The 17478-nt window shown below is 61.6% G+C and carries 12 protein-coding genes; 9 read left to right on the plus strand and 3 right to left on the minus strand.

Annotated features, from left to right (window positions below):
- The first annotated feature begins 779 nt into the window (after window positions 1–779).
- The 3 genes from JMY24_RS00005 to JMY24_RS00015 all read left to right on the plus strand — a co-directional run bounded on the left by JMY24_RS00005 (window position 780) and on the right by JMY24_RS00015 (window position 5958).
- Window positions 780–2282, plus strand: a complete 1503-nt coding sequence (locus tag JMY24_RS00005) for a ShlB/FhaC/HecB family hemolysin secretion/activation protein (RefSeq protein WP_236597298.1) — start codon at window positions 780–782, stop codon at window positions 2280–2282.
- A 69-nt stretch (window positions 2283–2351) separates the two neighbouring features.
- Window positions 2352–4190 carry a peptide transporter gene (locus tag JMY24_RS00010; RefSeq protein ID WP_128595827.1) on the plus strand — a complete coding sequence of 613 codons (1839 nt, stop codon included), beginning with the start codon at window positions 2352–2354 and terminating at the stop codon, window positions 4188–4190.
- Between the two features lie 7 nt (window positions 4191–4197).
- On the plus strand, window positions 4198–5958 hold the full coding sequence (locus JMY24_RS00015) for a methyltransferase domain-containing protein (protein ID WP_128595826.1): 1761 nt from the start codon (window positions 4198–4200) through the stop codon (window positions 5956–5958).
- Window positions 5959–6071: 113 nt separating this feature from the next.
- Here JMY24_RS00015 and JMY24_RS00020 read toward each other — a convergent pair whose 3' ends face one another.
- Window positions 6072–6917, minus strand: a complete 846-nt coding sequence (locus JMY24_RS00020) for a MurR/RpiR family transcriptional regulator (RefSeq protein ID WP_128595825.1) — start codon at window positions 6915–6917, stop codon at window positions 6072–6074.
- Between the two features lie 288 nt (window positions 6918–7205).
- Between JMY24_RS00020 and edd the strand changes: the two genes are divergently transcribed.
- From edd to JMY24_RS00040, 4 genes are all read left to right on the plus strand, one after another.
- Window positions 7206–9131, plus strand: a complete 1926-nt coding sequence (gene edd, locus JMY24_RS00025; RefSeq protein WP_128595824.1) for a phosphogluconate dehydratase — start codon at window positions 7206–7208, stop codon at window positions 9129–9131.
- Window positions 9132–9415: 284 nt separating this feature from the next.
- Entirely contained in the window at window positions 9416–10057 is a 642-nt protein-coding gene (gene eda / locus JMY24_RS00030; protein ID WP_128586333.1) for a bifunctional 4-hydroxy-2-oxoglutarate aldolase/2-dehydro-3-deoxy-phosphogluconate aldolase, read from the plus strand.
- Between the two features lie 248 nt (window positions 10058–10305).
- Window positions 10306–11703: a GntT/GntP/DsdX family permease gene (locus tag JMY24_RS00035; protein WP_128595823.1), complete on the plus strand. Its 1398-nt coding sequence runs from the start codon at window positions 10306–10308 to the stop codon at window positions 11701–11703.
- Window positions 11704–11713: 10 nt separating this feature from the next.
- Window positions 11714–12208 (plus strand): gluconokinase, encoded by a 495-nt coding sequence (locus JMY24_RS00040; RefSeq protein ID WP_128595822.1) that lies wholly within the window; start codon window positions 11714–11716, stop codon window positions 12206–12208.
- An 86-nt stretch (window positions 12209–12294) separates the two neighbouring features.
- Here JMY24_RS00040 and purB read toward each other — a convergent pair whose 3' ends face one another.
- Window positions 12295–13683, minus strand: a complete 1389-nt coding sequence (gene purB / locus JMY24_RS00045; RefSeq protein ID WP_128595821.1) for an adenylosuccinate lyase — start codon at window positions 13681–13683, stop codon at window positions 12295–12297.
- 180 nt (window positions 13684–13863) lie between these two features.
- Window positions 13864–14616: a glycosyltransferase family 2 protein gene (locus JMY24_RS00050; RefSeq protein WP_201701262.1), complete on the minus strand. Its 753-nt coding sequence runs from the start codon at window positions 14614–14616 to the stop codon at window positions 13864–13866.
- A 264-nt stretch (window positions 14617–14880) separates the two neighbouring features.
- On the opposite strand from JMY24_RS00050, the gene JMY24_RS00055 reads away from it, so the two are divergent.
- Both JMY24_RS00055 and JMY24_RS00060 read left to right on the plus strand, forming a co-directional pair.
- Complete coding sequence (locus JMY24_RS00055) at window positions 14881–15837, plus strand: LysR family transcriptional regulator (protein WP_128595820.1); 957 nt, start codon at window positions 14881–14883, stop codon at window positions 15835–15837.
- 139 nt (window positions 15838–15976) lie between these two features.
- Window positions 15977–17290, plus strand: coding sequence for a Glu/Leu/Phe/Val family dehydrogenase (locus tag JMY24_RS00060; RefSeq protein ID WP_128595819.1), 1314 nt, complete (start codon window positions 15977–15979; stop codon window positions 17288–17290).
- Window positions 17291–17478: the final 188 nt, after the last annotated feature.

Consider the following 17478-nt stretch of genomic DNA (forward strand, 5'->3'; position numbering starts at 1 on the left):
GCGTGAAGGACGGCAAGGCGTACGTGGTCAAGTCGCACGGCTGGCTGAAGATGGGCCTCGCGCCCATGGGCAGCCCGGCACGCGCCACGGTCAAGGGCGCAGCCTGACGCTTTGAACCGCACTTTCGCCTGCTGCATGAAGGGTGTGAGGTGCGGAGAGAACGCAAATGGCTAATCGTCCTTCTGGGGACGATTAGCCACGAAATGTCTACTAGCCAAATCAAAGGGCGGTGCCATGTGCACCGCCCTTTTTTCATTTCACCTTCCAGAAATCGGCATTCACCATTAAGTAACAGGGTGTTCGCCGAATATCGACCAGCTGGCCGCTAAAAATCCGTAATCGACGCGGGCAATTAAGAATATTCCTATTTACGTTATCAGTAATTCTCGGAATTTTCCTCGAAGCCAACAAAGACGGCCCCTAACGCCTTCGCCAAAATCCGAAAACATTTTTGCGATGCTCAGAGTTTTTTTGGAATAGTCCTATTCGCTTCGAAGCGCTCGACTCTTAATCTCTTATTCATGGGGCGACGCTGTTTCGGCTGAAAAATCCGCAAATTGTGACGCCATGGTATTTAATCTGAGTGCAAGGTTAATTCGATGTTGTCGCGCAAAAGCAAAGTAAATCGGCAGATCACCCGGGCAATGTGGGTTCTGCCGTTGTTGACGGCAGGCGTCGTTCATGCAGAGCCTGTTTCCACTGTCAGTGCAAGTCTGCCAGCCGTTCAGGCAGCCGTCGCTTTCAAGGTGATTCCCGCGGGCAGCCGCGAGGAGGTAGCAATGACAAAGGTGTTGCGCGAAAAGGCGGCAATGCTCGGCTCTACTCCCGCGAACCTGGGCGATGTGAATCTCTGGTCGGACCGTCTTACGGACGCGCTGCGCCAAGGCGGCTTTCCGGTCGCGCAGGTGTTGATGACCGACGACGACTGGCGCGCCGCCCAACGAGGCGCCCAGCCGACGTTCACCGTGTATCCCGGACGCATCCGGAAAATCGTGGTTCAAAACAAATCCCGCGTCGACGATGTGCGCTTGCAGCGCCTCATTTCACGCGCATTGTGCAACGGCGATTCGGTCAACGGCATCTGCGTGCTCAGCACGCCGCACCTTGAACGCTCCACGCAACTGTTGCAGGACGTGCCAGGCGTCGCGATCGAAAAAGCTCCGCAGATTGCTCCCGGCTCGGGCGTAGGCGACATAGATGTCGTCTTCAGCATCGCGCAAAAAGGTAAGCCGATGCAGGCTGACCTCATCATGGACAACCAGGGTATCGAGTCCACCGGCAGCTATCGCTTTGGCGTCACCGCTTCGGGCAACAACTATTTCGGCGCCGGCGAGAGCTATGCCTTCACGCTCATGGCCACCGACAAGAAGATGTGGACAGGCTCGCTGACTGGCAGCGTGCCGATCTTCGACGACGGTCTTCGTCTGACGGGCGGCATCACGCGCCAGCAGTATTCGATCAACGCGGGAACGCCGGTCGCAGGCGTCGCCACCACTGCTCAGGCGGGCGTGCTGTATCCATTCATGCGTGGTCTCGACGCGAACGTCTGGGGCGCTGCGTCCGTTCTGCACAGCCAGGCCGCGACCACCTACAAGGACTACGGGTTCGCCTCGCACAGCACACTCGATTCTGTACGTCTCTCGGTGCAAGCCGACAACGGCGATCGTCCGCAACAACTGCGCACGAACATTCTGAGCGGACAGGCAGCCGTGACGCTCGGTCATCAGCGCAACGACGAGCCCGCGCTCGACGCCGGTCCGCAACGCGCAGGCAACTACGCGAAGCTCACCGGTTCCGGATTCGGCACCTACGCACTGACGCGCAGCGGCAATCTTTTCCTGACGGGCCGCGTCAATTCGCAATTTGCAAGCCGCAACCTGGACTCGAGCGAAAAGCTCACGGCCGGCGGCCCAGACGCGGTCCGCGCTTACCGGACAGACGAAGTTTCGTTCGACGACGGCGTGGTCATCAACGCGGGTCTATATCAGCGCATCCCGGTGGCCACGGGGCATCAGCTTCAGTTCGGCATCTTTTCCGACTTCGCTGTCGGTCGCGTGAATCACTCGCCCTGGGCCAACTGGGAAAAGAGCTATGTCGGCGTGCCGGGTGTCACCAACACCCGCACGCTGGCCGGCTACGGCGCGAGCGTCGACTGGTTGACACCGATTGGCGCAACCGTCTCGGCCTCCGTATCCAAACCTTATGGTTTTTCATCGGCTTCCTGGGTCGAGCCCGGCAAGAAGCCGCTGCAGTACTGGCTGTCCGTTACCTGGAAACACTAACGATCAATGGCGCTTGTCGCGCCGATCTCCTCATCGCAAGCAATACATCAATCCTTCCCGGAGAGTGTCATGAAATTCAGCATCAACAAATTCGAATACCTTTGCTATCGCCGCGAACACGAAAAGGCGAGCCGTGAACTGCTGCAACTTCTCAGCAAGATCGACCAGCACTACGGCGTGCTGATGGACGTCGACGTATGGGCGCAGTCGAACGAAGCGCAGGACATCATGGACGACCACCTGCTCGCGCGCCTCACTTCCGCGATCACGAGTCTCGTGACCGATCCGAAATTCACATTTTCCGATTCAGGCATTGGTCGCACGGTGTTGTTCCAGCGTTGGCTTGCCGCGATGTTTGCCGCCAGCCCCTTCCGCAACGCCGACCATATTCTCCGTTCGCTTGGCGTCGACGAGCACGCGCGCAACGCCATCGAACTGCGCAACAGCGAAGTCCGCAAGTTCCAGCTTTTCTATCTGCCGGAATCGGAAGTCCGTCTCGACTGGGACGCGCTGTGGAAACTCGATAAAACGATGGCGGCATCGCTTGCGATGACCATCATGTCGTCCCGCTTTCTCGGCACGCCGTCGGCGCATCAAAAGCGCGAACTGCTGCTGCGCTGGTTGCCTGAGCGGCTCGAGCAGATCGACAGCATCGATTTGCTGCCGATGGGCGTTCTCCACGACGTCTACATGCATTGCAGCTACGCGGACATAGCCACGAAGCACGACATCAAGAAGCCGATCAACGCACTGATTCGCCGCAAGCTCGGGTCGCTTGGAATTACAGACGTCACGCGCCCGGCGGCTCGTGTCGAAGGTGAGAAGCCGGTGCTGCTGGTCGTGCTCGAATGGTTCTCGAAGAACCACTCCATCTACCGCACGCACTCGCAGACGCTGGTCGCGATGCGCGACAAGTTCCACCTGGTCGGCATGGGCTACGACGGCCGTGTCGACGACGCCGGCAAGGCGGTGTTTCACGAATTCATTCCCCTGCAGGGCGCGAACGTGTGGGAAGCCGCGCGTCATGTGCGTGACACGAGCGAAGCCCGCAACGCGCAGCAGATGTACATGCCGAGCGTCGGCATGTTCCCGATCACGATGGTTCTCGCATGCCTGCGCGTCGCGCCTTTGCAATTGATGGCTTTGGGTCATCCGGCTACCACCCACGGTCACGCGATGGATTACGTCGTGGTGGAAGAAGACTATGTGGGCGACGAAGCCTGCTTCAGCGAAAAACTGTTGAAGCTGCCCTCGGACGGCATGCCGTATCGCGCGCCCGCCGCCATGCTCGAATTGGAACCGCCGGCCGAGAAGGAGCCGTCGAATGTCGTGAAAATTGCAGTAGCCGGCACGACGATCAAGCTCAACCCTGGTTTCCTGCACACGTGTGCAGCGATCGCCCGCGAAGCAAGCGTGCCGGTCGAGTTCCACTTCCTGGTGGGTCAGGCAACGGGTCTCGTGTTTCCACAAGTGCGCAACCTGATCCGTCGATTGCTTGGGAAAAACGCCGTCGTTCACAAGCATCAGGGCTACGCCGGTTATATGAAGGTGATCGCCGGTTGCGACATGTTCCTGAACCCGTTCCCGTTCGGCAACACGAACGGAATCGTCGACACGGTGTGGGCTGGGCTCGTGGGTGTCTGCAAGACAGGCCGCGAAGTGCATGAACATATCGACGAAGGCATGTTCCGCCGCCTCGGTTTCCCCGAGTGGATGATCACGAAGACCAACGACGAATACAAGGCTTCCGCGCTGCGCCTGATCGAAAACGCGCAGGAGCGCCGCGAGTTGGGCGCGGCGGTGGCGGGTCCGAAGGCCATCGAAAAGCTGATTTTCCACGGCCGCCCGGAAATCCTCGGCGAGCGCATGCAAGCGTTGTGGCTCGACAAGCTGCACGAAGCGCAGTGAGACGAACATGAACGAAACCAGTAAATCGGCGATGCGTCGCGCACGCGACCCGTCGTTCCAGCAGCACTACTTCGCGGGCAAAGGCATCGATATCGGCGCCGGCGACGATCCGCTGAACGCGCATGCACACGCATTTCCACGCGTGACGGAGATCGTGTCATGGGACAAGCCGCAAGGCGACGCGCTTCGCATGGCAGGCGTGCCGGACGCATCGTTCGACTTCGTGCACTCGAGCCATTGCCTCGAACATCTGGCCAATCCGTTTCAGGGCCTCGCGAGATGGCTCGAACTGCTGAAGCCCGGCGGCTATGCGGTCCTGACCGTTCCCGACGAAGATCTGTACGAGAAGGGCAAGTGGCCGAGCCCGTTCAATCGCGAGCACAAGGTCAGCTTCACGATCTGCAAGCCGGAGAAAACGCTGCCCGGATCGGTGAACGTGCTGGATCTGGTGCGGGCATTCGCGCCGGTTGCGTCGTGCGAGCGCGTAAGTTTAGTACGTGACAATTACGACGAGCGGCGCGCGAATGTCGATCAGACAGCGCGTGGCCTCGCCGAATGTGCGATCGAAATCGTGCTGCGCAAGCGCGCAGTACCGAGCGCCCGCGAAATGATGAACGTTGCGTCGAAGGCACGTGACGCGCAGGAAAGCCTGCGCGCCTGGCGACTGGCCGTGAAAACGTATCCCTACCGCTTCGAGGTCTACCACGGTGCGATGCTCGCCTGGTTGCGCTGGGATCTCATCGAAGATATCGACGGATTGTGGGCTCAATGCATCGAATGTCTGCCGGACCAGCATCTGCCGCGGCTCTATCACGCGCTGCACACCATCGCGCGAGGCAAGATACAGGAAGGCTTCCGCACACGCGAATCGTGGATGAGCAAGTTCGGATGGCAGCGCCGCACGACCGTGCAGCCGCCGTCGACGATTCCCGCATGGTCAGGCGAGCCGCTCGACGGCAAGTCGATCGTCATATGGAGCGAGTTCGGCCTCGGCGACGAAATCTTCTTCTTGCGATTCGCGCGCATTCTGCGTGAGCAATGTGGCGCCGCGCGTGTGTCGGTGGTATGTCAGGCACCGCTCGTCACGGTGTTCGAGCGCTCGGGAGAGGCGGACACGGTGTTTAGCGTCGCGCAAGCCGCGGAGTTGCCGCCGCACGACTACTGGGTGTTTCCGCATGCGATTCCGGCACACGTCGCGTTGGACCTCGAAGCGTTGCCAAAGTCGGTGCCATACCTGCACGCGCCGGGCGCGACTGAGTTCGCTGCGTTGACCGAAAGTAAGGGCAAGCTGAAAGTGGGCGTGGTGTTCAAGGGTGCGCCGACTCATGAGAACGACAAGCAGCGGTCGTTGCCGTCGCTTTCTGTGCTGGACGACCTTTTCAAGGTGGACGACGCGGAATTCTTCAGCCTGCAGAAGGGCGCAGGCGCTGATGAAGCCGCGGAGTACGCGAAGCGCCTGCCGAACTTCCACGATGTCGGCGCTTCGCTGAGCACCATGGACGAGACCGCCAACGCGATCGCCGCGCTCGACGTCGTGCTGACCGTCGATACGTCGGTCGCGCATGTGGCGGCTGCAATGGGCAAGCCGGTGTGGTTGATGCTGCCGTTCTTCGGCGACTGGCGCTGGCATTACACGCGCAATGACAGTACGTGGTATCCGACGATGCGCCTGTTCCGCAGGCTTCCCGGCGGCGACTGGTCGGAGGTGGTCGCGCGCATTCGCGGCCGCTTGCTGATGGCGCTGAACTCCGACGGCGCAGAGTTGTGATTACCTCGGTGTCCTTCGAGCGACACGAAGCAAAACGGGCTCCCTCGGGAGCCCGTTTTGCATTCAGGGAGATCCGCAAACAACCAAAACCGATTGTTCCCCTGCGCAACTCTTCATCCGTCTGTCCCAATCCTTCTGCGCGCAATCAGTTCCTTCGCATCGGCCAGCTTCTCCGCAAGCGCCGGCCCGCGTTTGAGCGCGACCCCCACAGCGAGAATGTCGCCGATCGCAAGGTGCGAAGTGCGCGAGGTCATTGGCGAAAAGATATCCGTGTCTTCGTCGATGTTGGCGAAAAGTCCTACCGAGGCGATCCGCGCCAGCGGCGAATTGCCATGAGTCACCGCGATCACTTTCGCGCCGCCTGCTACAGCCGACTTCGCCGCATCGACGATATCGCGCGTGCGCCCCGTGTTCGAAATCGTGACCACGACGTCGCCTTCGCCGAGCATCGCTGCCGACATCAGGAACGTATGCGGATCGGAATACGCAACGCTCGGCATGCCTAGCCGGAAGAACTTGTGCTGCATGTCGAGCGCGGTGATACCCGAGCCGCCGGCGCCGTAGAACTCGATCCGCTTAGCTTGCGCGAGTACGTCGATCGCCGCCGCGACGCTGTCCGACGACAGATTGTTGCGCACCTGGATCAGCGCGCCGATCGTCCGGTCGAACACCTTGGCGGCGACGCCCGGCGCGGGTTCGTCCGAACGCACGTCCCGATAAACGGCAGGCACTTCGGTCGCAATGCCCTGCGCGAGCCGGATCTTGAACTCACGGAATCCTGAAAAGCCGAGCGCATGACAAAAACGCGCGATGGTCGGCTGGCTGACGCCCGCACGCGCGGCGACTTCCGTCATCGAAAGATCGAGCACCTCGCGCGGCGCCTCGATCACGTAATCGGCCAGCTTGCGCTCGGACGGGCGCAGCTGCTCGCGCATCTCTTCAACCTGGGACAGCATCATCGGAAAACTCGCACTATGCTGAAGAATGCGTGGACTATAGCTGATTGGTGAGTATGTACAAAAACTACATACTTGCCGTAGGTGTTATCCCTAGTCTTGGCTGAATCTTCACGGATGAGCCGCCAGCAAGGCATTGCGCGACATTGGCGATGCCGCATTGCAACAGGGATTCCGATTGCGAACGTGTAGTTTTTCTACTAATATTGCCGTCGTTGGTTGATTCGACTCCCCGCGATACCTACCTTGCATCATGTCCGCGCGCCTGCCGCCAGCGACGAAGGAGCTCCGATGGTTTCCCCGCATTCGCAATTGTCAAAGGTCACGCAGCGCGTGATCGAACGCAGCAAGCCGACCCGCGAGGCGTATCTCGCGCGCATTCATGAGGCGCAGGGCAAGTTCCCGGCGCGCGGCGCGCTTTCTTGCGCCAATCTGGCCCACGGTTTCGCGGGCCTCGAAGGCAACGACAAGCTCGTCATCAAGCAGATTCGCGAGCCGAACATCGGCATTGTGTCTTCGTATAACGAGATGCTGTCGGCTCACGCGCCGTACAAAAACTACCCGGACATCATCAAGCAGGCCGCGCGCGAAAACGGCGGCGTCGCGCAATTCGCGGGCGGCGTGCCGGCCATGTGCGACGGCGTCACGCAGGGCAACGCGGGCATGGAACTGTCGCTGTTCTCGCGCGAAGTCATCGCGATGAGCACTGCGGTCGCGCTCACCCACAACATGTTCGACGCGGCGCTGTGCCTTGGCATTTGCGACAAGATCGTGCCGGGCCTGTTGATCGGCGCGCTGCAGTTCGGCCATCTGCCGACCATCTTCGTGCCGGCCGGCCCAATGACGAGCGGTCTTTCGAACGACGATAAAGCCAAGACGCGCCAGCGGTTCGCAACCGGCCAGTGCGGCCGCGACGCGCTGCTCGAAGCGGAAGCCGCCGCCTACCACGGCCACGGCACGTGCACGTTCTACGGCACCGCGAACAGCAACCAGATGCTGATGGAAATCATGGGCCTGCATCTGCCGGGCTCGGCTTTCGTGCATCCGCATACGCCGTTGCGCGACGCGTTGACCGCGCAGGCCGCGCGCCGCGTGCTCGATCTGACTGTCGAGCGCGGCAACTACATGCCGATTGGTCACGTGATCGACGAAAAGGCGATCGTCAACGGTATCGTCGCATTGCTCGCGACGGGCGGCTCGACCAATCACACGCTGCACCTCGTCGCCATCGCGCGCGCGGCGGGCATCGTGATCGACTGGGACGACTTCGACACGCTGTCGCAAGCGGTGCCGCTGCTCGCAAAGATCTATCCGAACGGCAAGGCCGACGTGAATCATTTCCACGCCGCCGGCGGCGTCGCATTCCTCGTGCGCAATCTGCTCGAAGGCGGATTGCTGCATGAAGACGTCAACACGGTGGCCGGCAAGGGCCTTAGTCACTACACGGAAGAACCGAAGCTCCTCGACGGCAAGCTGCAGTGGGTGCCGGGCGTACAGGCAAGCGAAGACACCTCGGTGTTGCGCGGCATCAAAGAGCCTTTCCAGGCGGACGGCGGCCTGCGTCTGATGCAGGGCAAGCTCGGACGCGGCGTGATCAAGATCTCGGCGGTCGCGCAGCAGCATCGCAAGGTGAAGGCGCCGGCCATCGTTTTCGACTCACAGGAAGCCGTGCAGGAAGCGTTCGATAACGGCGAGCTGAAGCGCGATTTCATTGCCGTGGTGCGTTTTCAGGGCGCGCGGGCAAACGGCATGCCGGAACTGCATCGTTTGACGCCGCTGCTCGGTGTGTTGCAGGATCAAGGTTTCCATGTCGCGCTGGTCACGGACGGGCGCATGTCGGGAGCGTCGGGTAAGGTGCCCGCGGTGATTCATCTGTCGCCGGAAGCGCTGTTGCAAGGCCCGATCGGTAAGGTCCGCACCGGTGACATGCTGGTGATCGACGCAGAAGCCGGCGTGCTCGACATCGAGATCGACGCGGCCGAGTGGGCTGCGCGCCCGAACGCCGTGCCGCAGCATCAGGCGGAGAACGAAGTCGGTTTTGGCCGCGAACTGTTTGGTGTGTTTCGCGCGGCGGCAGCGCCGGCGGAGCAGGGCGCGTCGGTGTTCGGGCCGATGGTTGGCGAGCGTGCGGCTTCGCACGGCGAGCACACGGCGCCTGCCACCAGGCATGTGGGTGAGCCGGGCGTAACTGTTGCGAGCACCACGCACGCGGGGTAAGCGGCCTCAGCCGGGTGGTGGGCTAACTGGCCGAGCCGATTGGGCAAGACAGGTACGAACCGGACCGAGTAGGGTAATCGACTAACGCGACTAAGCGGGCAACTGACTAACACGACTGACCAACACGACTGGCTAAGCCGATTGAACAACCCGACTGGCTAAACCGACTAAGTTGGCCCTCAAGTCAGCCAACTGAGCCAGCCAACTGAGCCAGCCAACTGAGCCAGCCAATCCAGCCAGCCAAGCGCGCCAACCGGCAGCTGGCAGAAACAAGGAGTTTGACAATGACGTCGAAAACAGTAAGCGATATCGTGCGCCTCGGTCCGGTGATTCCGGTGCTTGCGTTCGACTCCGCCGAGCAGGGCGAACACGTGTCGCGCGCGTTGCATGCGGGCGGCGTGAAGGTGCTCGAAATCACGCTGCGCACGGCTGCCGGATTGGAAGCGATTGAGCGTGCGAGCCACCTTGCCGATGACATCGTGGTCGGCGTCGGCACGATCACCCGGCCTGAGCACTGCGCTCAGGCGAAGAAAGCGGGCGCGCAGTTCGGCGTCTCGCCAGGCCTCACGAAGGACATGCACAAGGCTGCGCAGGACGCCGGACTGCCGCTTCTGCCAGGCGTGATGACGCCGAGCGACATCATCACCGCGCTCGAACTCGGTTACGAAATCGTGAAATTTTTCCCGGCTCAGCAAGCGGGCGGTGTGCCCATGCTGCAAGCTTTTCATGGCCCGTTCCCGACGCTGAAGTTCTGCCCGACCGGCGGCATCACTGCGGAAACGGCCACGCACTTCCTGTCGCTGCCGAACGTGGTGTGCGTTGGCGGATCATGGCTCACGCCGAAGGCCGCATTGGCCGCGCAGAACTGGGACGAAGTCACGCGTCTCGCTCGCGCCGCGAGCCAATTGGCCGCGCCTGCTCACTAGTTCCGATCCGCCGCATTTAGCCCGGTCAGCGAGCCAGAAGTTAAAAGCCTCGTCGATACAGCCTGTCCGGCTGTCGCGGCGAGGCTTCGTTGCAAATATGCTCGCTAGTTTCGCGGGCATTTCAAGACAACAAACAGTAAAATTCAGCGTCCGCGCGGTTCGCACACTTCTGATGCGCGCCGTCGCCATGAGACGAGGTGGCTGCTGTCTTCCGCACCCACAATCAATAACGCAAAAGGAGGAGCTTCATGGAAGCTGTTCACGGCAGCACGCTGCTGGTATTCGGGGTAATCGCCATTGCCTTGCTGATCTTGTTGATCACGCGCTACAAGGTCTATCCGTTCCTCGTTCTGATCATCGTGTCGCTGCTGCTCGGGCTCGCGTCCGGCATGCCGATGGCGACCATCGTCAAATCGTTCGAAACGGGCAACGGCAACACGCTGGGTCACATCGCGGTGGTGGTGGGGCTCGGCACGATGCTCGGCAAGATGATGGCCGAATCCGGCGGCGCCGAACGCATCGCCACGACGCTCATCAACTGGTTCGGCGAGAAGAATATTCACTGGGCAATGATGGTCGTCGCGATCATCGTCGGTCTGCCGGTGTTCTTCGAAGTCGGCTTCGTGCTGCTGATTCCGATTGCCTTCAACGTCGCGAAGCGCACCAATAAATCGCTGCTGCTGGTCGGCCTGCCGATGGTCGCGGGTCTGTCCGTCGTGCACGGGCTGATTCCGCCGCATCCGGCCGCAATGCTCGCGGTGCAGCAGTATCACGCCGATATCGGCAAGACGATCGCCTACGGCCTGATTGTCGGCGTGCCGACGGCTGTCGTCGCCGGTCCGCTGTTTGCGCTGCTGATCAGCCGCTACGTCAAGCTGCCGAAAGAAAACGCACTGGCCGCGCAATTCCTCGGTCACGACGACGTCGCGCAGAACGGTGCAGCAAACGGTGCAACGAGCACAGCGCCGAAGCGCGAACTGCCGAGCTTCGGCATCACGCTCTTCACGGTTCTGCTACCCGTGATTCTCATGCTGGTGGGTAGCTGGGCCGACCTGGTGTTCACGCCGAAGACCTTGCCGAACGATCTGCTGCATTTCGTCGGCAACTCGGACGTCGCGCTGCTGATCGCGGTGCTGGTCAGCTTCTGGACCTTCGGTGCGAGCCGTGGCTTCAATCGCGACCAGATCCAGAAATTCTGCGGCGAATGTCTCGCACCGATCGCGGGCATCACGCTGATCGTCGGCGCGGGCGGCGGTTTTGGGCGCGTGCTGATGGATAGCGGCATTTCGAAGGAAATCGTTGCCGCGGCCACCGCAGCGCACTTGTCGCCGTTGCTGTTCGGCTGGCTGGTCGCGGCGCTGATCCGTCTTGCCACGGGTTCCGCGACGGTCGCAATGACCACTGCCTGCGGCATCGTCGCGCCTATCGCCGCGGCAAGCGGCGTGCAAGTGAAGCCGGAATTGCTCGTGCTGGCAACGGGCTCGGGCTCGCTGATTTTCTCGCACGTGAACGACGGCGGTTTCTGGCTGATCAAGGAATACTTCGGTATGACGGTGGGGCAGACCTTCAAGACATGGTCGCTCCTCGAGACCATCATTTCGCTGATGGGTTTGGGCTTGACCTTCGCGCTAGCGGCGGTCCTGTAAGGAGTTTTTGATGATTCTGATCGCAATGGGCGTGTCGGGCGCCGGCAAAACGAGAATTGGCGAGATGCTGGCGGAACGCCTGCACTGCGCGTTCACCGACGGCGACGCGTTTCATAGCGCCGCCAACAAGGAGAAGATGCACCACGGCATTCCGCTCACCGACGAAGACCGGTGGCCGTGGCTCAAAACTATCCGCGCCGCGATCGAAGAAAAGCAGAAGGCGGGCGAGACGGCGGTGTTCACGTGTTCGTCGCTGAAACGCTCGTATCGCGACATTCTGCGCGACGGCGACAAGGACGTGTGCTTCGTCTATCTGAAAGGCTCGCGCGAGGTGTTGGAACAACGTCTGACCACTCGTACCGGTCACTTCTTCGATCCGTCGCTGCTGCAGAGCCAGCTCGACACGCTCGAAGAACCGGGTCCAGACGAGGCGGTGACGGTGAGCATCGAACTGTCGCCGGAACAGATCGTCGACGAGGTGTTGAAGCAGGTCGAAAAACGGTAAGCTCCGGCGCGGAGTTTGCCGTTCAGATGCAAAAAAGCCGCTCTTTGGAGCGGCTTTTCTTTTGCCTTGAAGAACGACGAAGGCGGTTAGCCGATGCGCTTCGCCAGTTCGACCGCCTTGCCGATATACGAACCCGGCGTCATGGCGAGCAGGCGGTCTTTCGCGTCTTGCGGAATAGCCAGGCCGCCCACGAACGTTTGCAACGCCTCACGCGTGATGCCCTTGCCGCGCGTCAATTCCTTCAACTGCTCATACGGATTCTCGATGCCGTAGCGGCGCATTACCGTTTGCACCGGCTCGGCCAGCACTTCCCAGCAATTGTCGAGGTCTTCGTTCAGACGCTGGGCGTTCACTTCGAGCTTGTCCAGACCGCGGATCAGCGAGTCGTACGCGAGCAGCGAGTAACCGAACGCGACACCCATATTGCGCAGCACCGTGGAGTCGGTCAGGTCGCGCTGCCAGCGCGAAACCGGCAGCTTGTCGGCGAGATGTCGCAGCGTCGCGTTCGCGAGACCCAGATTGCCTTCGGAGTTTTCGAAGTCGATCGGGTTGACCTTGTGGGGCATCGTCGACGAACCGATCTCGCCGGCTTTCGTGCGTTGCTTGAAGTAGCCGACCGAAATGTAGCCCCACACGTCGCGGTCGAGATCCATCAGGATCGTATTTGCGCGCGCGACCGCGTCGAACAGCTCGGCCATGTAGTCGTGCGGCTCGATCTGGATCGTGTACGGATTGAATGCGAGCTTCAGACGCTGTTCGACCACTTCACGCGAGAACGCTTCCCAGTCGAACTCCGGATACGCCGACAAATGCGCGTTGAAGTTGCCGACCGCGCCGTTCATCTTGCCGAGCAGCTCGACATTCGCGATACGGTCGATCGCGCGTTCGAGGCGCGCGGCTACGTTGGCCATCTCCTTGCCGAGCGTGGTCGGGCTGGCCGGCTGGCCGTGAGTGCGCGACAGCATGGGCTGCTCCGCGTGCGCGTGTGCGAGTGCAACGAGCTTCTGATGCACCGTGCGCAGCGCCGGCAAAATGACGTGTTCGCGGGCGCCCGCGAGCATCAGGCCGTGCGACGTGTTGTTGATGTCTTCCGACGTGCACGCGAAGTGGATGAACTCGCTCGCGCGCTCCAGTTCTTCCTGACCCTTGACCGATTCCTTCAACCAGTACTCGACCGCTTTCACGTCGTGATTCGTCACGCGCTCGATTTCCTTGATGCGCGCTGCGTCGTGCGCGGTGAAGCGCTCGGCCAGTTGCAACAGGAATTGCTCGGAGGCCTCGGAGAAGCGCGGCACTTCGGCGAAACCCGCGCGCGAGAGGGCGATTAGCCAATGGACTTCAACCGTTACGCGGTTGCGCATGAACGCGGCTTCCGAGAGCCAGTCGCGCAAGGCTTCGGTTTTCGACGCATAGCGTCCGTCGAGCGGAGAGAGCGCATTCAGCGCGAACAGGGTGTCGGGGCGGGTGTCGGACATGATGGCGGCTGGCTCTAGGCGTTGAGCGCTCACTGAACTCACGGTGAGCGTATCGGAACGGAGGGAACCGCGAATTTTACCACCAGAGCGGCATCGGCCCGGAATACGCCGGCCGCCCGGATTGCGCCGGCCGCCGGGATTACGCCATCCTCCGCATTCATCCCTCCGCGACGGCGACGCTCAGGCCGGCGAGCCTTCGTAGCAAGGAAATAGCGTAGGCAGGATGAACGAAGGCATCGAGTGGCGAGAGAAACAGCGCGACGTCGACCCCGGATGCACGATATGCAGACAACTCGCCTGCGGATCGTCCGCGGCAATGACTTTACGGCCGGCTTCGACCACGGGCCGGATAAAACTCTCGTCGTCGCACAGATCGATATCGCCGAAGGCGGACACAGCGGCCAGCGCTTTTTCATACACGTAAGAGAAGCCATAGAACAGCACGAAGTCCGCGCCTATCTGCATCTTTTCGTGGAACTCCACATGGCTGACCGACTGGCCGCTCAGTTCGTAGTGCAGGCCGACTTTCGCGTTGAGGTCCATGTAGCCGAAGAATTGCGTATGCGGGGCGTACATGAAAAAGCCCGACAGCTTGATCAGATCCGCGTGGTTCTCACGCATCGTCGTGACCATGTGGGCGAGGTAATGCGGCGCATAGTGGTCGTCGTCGTCGAAATGGGCGATCACCGTACCGCGCGCCTCGCCGATCAAAAAGTTACGCTTTGCGCCGATCGACATCCGCGCCGGCGAATGAAAATAGCGGATGCGTGCGTCTTGCGACGCCAGCGCCAGCAGGTAGGCGCTCGGCTCGGCGCTGTCATCGAGAATCAGCCATTCCCAATCGACTCGCTGGCGCAACACGCAGCGCGTAATGGCCGGCAGCAGATGTTCGCGATTGGCGGTCGGCGTAATGATCGAAACGAGTGGCGGCATGAGCGGGCCGCGTTGCGCGGCGAGGTGAGCAGAGCGTTGATCGATGCGTGCCGGTCGTGGCCGCGGTGACGGCGAAGCGGAAGGAGGGTTGACCGCCCGCGTCTCGCGCCGACGCAAGATAGCGATGCGCGGCTCGCGGGCCTATCGGCGGAATCCGATTTTTTTGACGAAGCTGCGATAAAGCCGTCGCGGCTGAACGCCGGTGCGCGCCGCGACACCCACTAGAATGCTGACTTCTTCTTTCTCGCCGGCAGCAGGCTTCGCATGGAACTGAAATGGCTCGAAGACTTCGTTTCGCTCGCGGAAACGCGCAGTTTCAGCCGCTCGGCTGAGTTGCGTCATGTCACGCAGCCGGCGTTCTCGCGGCGCATTCAGGCGCTCGAGGCGTGGCTCGGCACCGAGTTGATCGACCGCTCGGTTTATCCGACGCGGCTCACGGCGGCGGGCCAGGTCTTCAACGAGCAGGCGCTCGCGATGCTCTCGCAGTTCCACGAAGCCCGGGCGCTCTTGCGCGGCCACACGGCGACGCCGCAAGCGACCATCGAGTTCGCCGTGCCGCACACGCTGTCGCTCACGTATTTTCCGCGCTGGCTTCAACGTATCGAGGCGCAGATGGGCCCGATCCATACGCGGCTGCGCGCGCTCAACGTGCACGACGCGGCGCTGTCGCTGGTGGAGGGCGGTTGCGATCTGATGATGGGTTATCACCATCCCAGTCACCCAGTCGCGCTCGATCCCGGTCGCTACGACATGCTGACGCTGGGCAACGAGCCGATCAGCCCATTCTCCGCGCCGGGGCGCGCAGGCCGGCCGCGTCATACGTTGCCGGGCACCGCCGAAGCGCCCACGCCGTACCTGTCGTACACGCCGAATGCGTATCTCGGACGCATGACCGAGGTGATTCTCGCGAACGCGCCCGAACGCCTCTATCTCGACCGGCTCTACGAAACCGACATGGCGGAAGGACTCAAGGCGATGGCGCTGGCCGGCCACGGCATCGCCTTCCTGCCGCACAGCGCGGTGGAAGACGCGGTCGCGGACGGCAAGCTGATCCGGCTCGACCGCGGTACGCGCGGCACGCCCGAGGGGCAACTCACGCTGACCATGGAAATTCGCCTGTATCGCGACAAGCTGGCTGCGAAGAGCGACGATGCCCGGCAAATCCTCGTAAGGCAGTTGTGGGACGTGGTGTCGGAAGAATTGGCGCAGGGGAGCGCCTGAAAGAACCTGCGCGCCAACGACGCCAAATTGCTGCTTTCCCACGTTATGCAAAAAAAACATAATCGGATAAGGAAACGGCATTGGATTTCAAAACGGCGTTTTTCGACAATGCTGCTATTCGAACAACGCCGGAGCGTTCATGTCTTCCCAGCAACAAGTCGCACAATCCGCCTCAACGTTGCAGTCCGTCCCCTCCTACCTGAATAGCGAAGACCTCGGCCCGTGGGGCAACTACCTGCGCCAGGTCGACCGCGTCGCGCCATACCTCGGCTCGTTGTCCCGCTGGCTCGAAACCCTGAAGCGCCCGAAGCGCATCCTGATCGTAGACGTACCTATCGAACTCGATAACGGCACCGTCGCGCACTTCGAGGGCTACCGCGTGCAGCACAACGTGTCGCGCGGTCCGGGCAAGGGCGGTGTGCGTTATCACCAGGACGTGACGCTGTCGGAAGTGATGGCGCTGTCCGCGTGGATGTCGGTGAAGAATGCTGCGGTGAACGTTCCTTACGGCGGCGCCAAGGGCGGCATCCGTGTCGACCCGCGCACCTTGTCGCGTGGCGAACTCGAGCGCATGACGCGCCGTTATACCAGCGAAATCGGCATCATCATCGGACCGAATACCGACATTCCCGCGCCGGACGTGAACACGAACGAGCAGATCATGGCTTGGATGATGGACACGTATTCGATGAACCAGGGCCAAACGGCAACGGGCGTCGTGACCGGCAAGCCCATTACGCTCGGCGGCTCGCTCGGCCGCCGCGAAGCGACGGGCCGCGGCGTGTTCGTGGTCGGTTGCGAGGCGGCGCGCCGCATCGGCTTCGACATCGAAGGGGCGCGCATTGCCGTGCAAGGTTTCGGCAACGTCGGCGGGATTGCCGCGCGTCTGTTCCAGGAAGCAGGTGCGAAGGTGGTCGCGGTGCAGGATCACACTGGATCGCTCTACAAGTCGACCGGTATCGACGCGGTCGCGTTGCTCGATCACGTGGCGAAGACGGGCGGCGTCGGTGGTTTCCCTGAGGCCGACCCGGTGACGAACGAAGAATTCTGGACCGTCGAATCCGACATCCTGATTCCGGCCGCGCTGGAAAACCAGATTACCGAAAAGAACGCCGGCAAGATCAAGACGAAGATCGTCGTGGAAGGCGCAAACGGCCCGACCACTACGGCGGCGGACGACATCCTGCACGATCGCGGCATCCTCGTCATCCCGGACGTGGTGGCCAACGCGGGTGGCGTTACGGTGTCTTACTTCGAGTGGGTGCAGGACTTCTCGAGCTTCTTCTGGACCGAGGACGAGATCAACCAGCGGCTCGAACGCGTAATGCGCGAAGCATTTGCCGCGGTGTGGCAGGTGTCGAGCGAGCAGAACGTGTCGGTGAGAACGGCGGCGTTTATCGTCGCGTGTAAGCGGATTTTGCAGGCGCGCGAAATGCGCGGCCTGTACCCCTGATCGCTGCTTGTCACTGCAGGAAACGGCGGGTCTGCTACCTTACCGATCCGTCGCGCATTTCACGTGAATGCGCATGCTTGAACGCGCTCCAAAAGAGCGCGTGTTTTACCCGGCGGGCGGCATCGTTACGATGCCGCCCGCCTTTGCATATGCCGAAACCTCGGCCGACTGCGAGAAGCGGCTGCGAG

Source organism: Paraburkholderia kirstenboschensis (genome assembly GCF_904848585.1).
Classification (GTDB): Bacteria; Pseudomonadota; Gammaproteobacteria; order Burkholderiales; family Burkholderiaceae; genus Paraburkholderia; species Paraburkholderia kirstenboschensis.

Excerpts from the sequence above, each read along its gene's own strand:
- JMY24_RS00020 (WP_128595825.1), bottom strand. The coding sequence starts at position 6,917 with ATGATGCTGTCCCAGGTTGAAGAGATGCGCGAGCAGCTGCGCCCGTCC.
- eda (WP_128586333.1), top strand. The coding sequence starts at position 9,416 with ATGACGTCGAAAACAGTAAGCGATATCGTGCGCCTCGGTCCGGTGATT.
- JMY24_RS00035 (WP_128595823.1), top strand. The coding sequence starts at position 10,306 with ATGGAAGCTGTTCACGGCAGCACGCTGCTGGTATTCGGGGTAATCGCC.
- JMY24_RS00055 (WP_128595820.1), top strand. The coding sequence starts at position 14,881 with ATGGAACTGAAATGGCTCGAAGACTTCGTTTCGCTCGCGGAAACGCGC.
- JMY24_RS00050 (WP_201701262.1), bottom strand. The coding sequence starts at position 14,616 with ATGCCGCCACTCGTTTCGATCATTACGCCGACCGCCAATCGCGAACAT.
- purB (WP_128595821.1), bottom strand. The coding sequence starts at position 13,683 with ATGTCCGACACCCGCCCCGACACCCTGTTCGCGCTGAATGCGCTCTCT.
- edd (WP_128595824.1), top strand. The coding sequence starts at position 7,206 with ATGGTTTCCCCGCATTCGCAATTGTCAAAGGTCACGCAGCGCGTGATC.
- JMY24_RS00040 (WP_128595822.1), top strand. The coding sequence starts at position 11,714 with ATGATTCTGATCGCAATGGGCGTGTCGGGCGCCGGCAAAACGAGAATT.
- JMY24_RS00060 (WP_128595819.1), top strand. The coding sequence starts at position 15,977 with ATGTCTTCCCAGCAACAAGTCGCACAATCCGCCTCAACGTTGCAGTCC.
- JMY24_RS00015 (WP_128595826.1), top strand. The coding sequence starts at position 4,198 with ATGAACGAAACCAGTAAATCGGCGATGCGTCGCGCACGCGACCCGTCG.
- JMY24_RS00005 (WP_236597298.1), top strand. The coding sequence starts at position 780 with ATGACAAAGGTGTTGCGCGAAAAGGCGGCAATGCTCGGCTCTACTCCC.
- JMY24_RS00010 (WP_128595827.1), top strand. The coding sequence starts at position 2,352 with ATGAAATTCAGCATCAACAAATTCGAATACCTTTGCTATCGCCGCGAA.